Origin of the sequence: Micromonospora sp. LOL_025 (assembly GCF_048060285.1) — a bacterium.
Taxonomy (GTDB): Bacteria; Actinomycetota; Actinomycetes; order Mycobacteriales; family Micromonosporaceae; genus Micromonospora.
Genome location: NZ_JBHMIR010000091.1, coordinates 1 through 1,368 on the forward strand (window position 1 = coordinate 1; position 1,368 = coordinate 1,368).

A 1,368-nucleotide genomic window follows, 5' to 3' on the forward strand; every position below is an offset into this window, starting at 1 on the left:
TTTTGATCGTCCCCAGCCGGGGACCCTCGGTCGCCCGGCCCGGTATGACTGCCTGCCCCTGTCGTTTGGATGATCCGGGGGGTGTTGTCGCCGGGTCGGGTGGCGTCGGCGGACCGCTGATAGGGACACGGCCACCCGTGTTGGGGTAGGTCTCTTCGTAACGTGGCTGCCGGCAGTCCGACGCCTGGATCAGCGGCCGAGGCCACGGGATCGATGCGTGGAGGCGGGTCTGGTGAACGACGGATACGGCGTCTACCTCGGCTTGGACGTCGGCAAAGGTGATCACCACGCGGTCGGGTTGGCACCGGACGGCAAGCGGCTGCACGACGCGGCGTTGCCGAACACGGAGGCCCGGCTGCGGCAGTTGTTCGACAAGCTCGCCCGCCACGGCCGGATTCTGGTGGTGGTCGACCAGCCGGCCTCGATCGGCGCCCTGCCGGTCGCGGTGGCTCGGGCTTGCGGTCATCAGGTGGCCTACCTGCCCGGCCTGGCGATGCGCCGCATCGCTGACCTGCACCCCGGTGCGGCGAAAACCGACGCCCGCGACGCCTACGTGATCGCTGACGCCGCCCGCACCCTGCCGCACACGCTGCGCCGGGTCGACGTCGGCGACGAAACGCTGGCGGAGCTGGAGGTCCTGGTCGGCTTCGACGACGACCTCGCTGGCGAAGCCACCCGGGTGTCCAACCGGATCCGTGGCTTGCTCACTCAGATCCACCCCGCCCTGGAACGGGTTCTCGGCCCGAAAGTCCACCACAAGGCCGTGCTGGAACTGCTGTCGCGCTGCGGGGGACCGGTCGGGCTACGCAAGGCCGGACGTCGCAAACTCCTGTCCGTCGCCCGACCTCACGCCCCACGCATGGGTGAACGCCTCGTCGAGCAGATCATGAACGCCCTCGACGAGCAGACCGTCACCGTCCCCGGCACCCAGGCCGCGGAGACGATCCTGCCCCGCCTGGCTGACAGCCTCCGAGATGTCCTGCGACAACGTGACCAGGTCGCCGGCGAGGTCGAGAGGATCCTCGATGCGCACCCTCTCGCTTCGGTCCTGACCTCGATGCCCGGCATCGGTGTCAGGACCGCCGCCCGGATCCTGCTCGAAGTCGGCGACGGCACCGCCTTCCCCACCCCCGGCCACCTCGCCGCCTACGCCGGCCTGGCACCCGTCACCCGACGATCCGGCAGCAGCATCCGCGGCGAACATCCACCCCGCGGCGGCAACAAGAACCTCAAACGGGCCTTCTTCCTCGCCGCGTTCGCCGCCTTGGCCGACCCCGTCAGCCGCGCCTACTACGACCGCAAAAGAGCCGAAGGCAAACGCCACAACGCCGCCCTCATCTGCCTCGCCCGACGCCGCTGCGACGTCCT

At 69.9% G+C, this 1,368-nt stretch carries 1 protein-coding gene; it reads left to right on the forward strand.

Annotated features, from left to right (window positions below; all coding sequences use genetic code 11):
- Window positions 1–232: 232 nt before the first annotated feature.
- Window positions 233–1,368, forward strand: a 1,136-nt coding sequence (locus ACFHW0_RS31600) for an IS110 family transposase (protein ID WP_416613283.1), incomplete at its 3' end; no start/stop codon positions are given.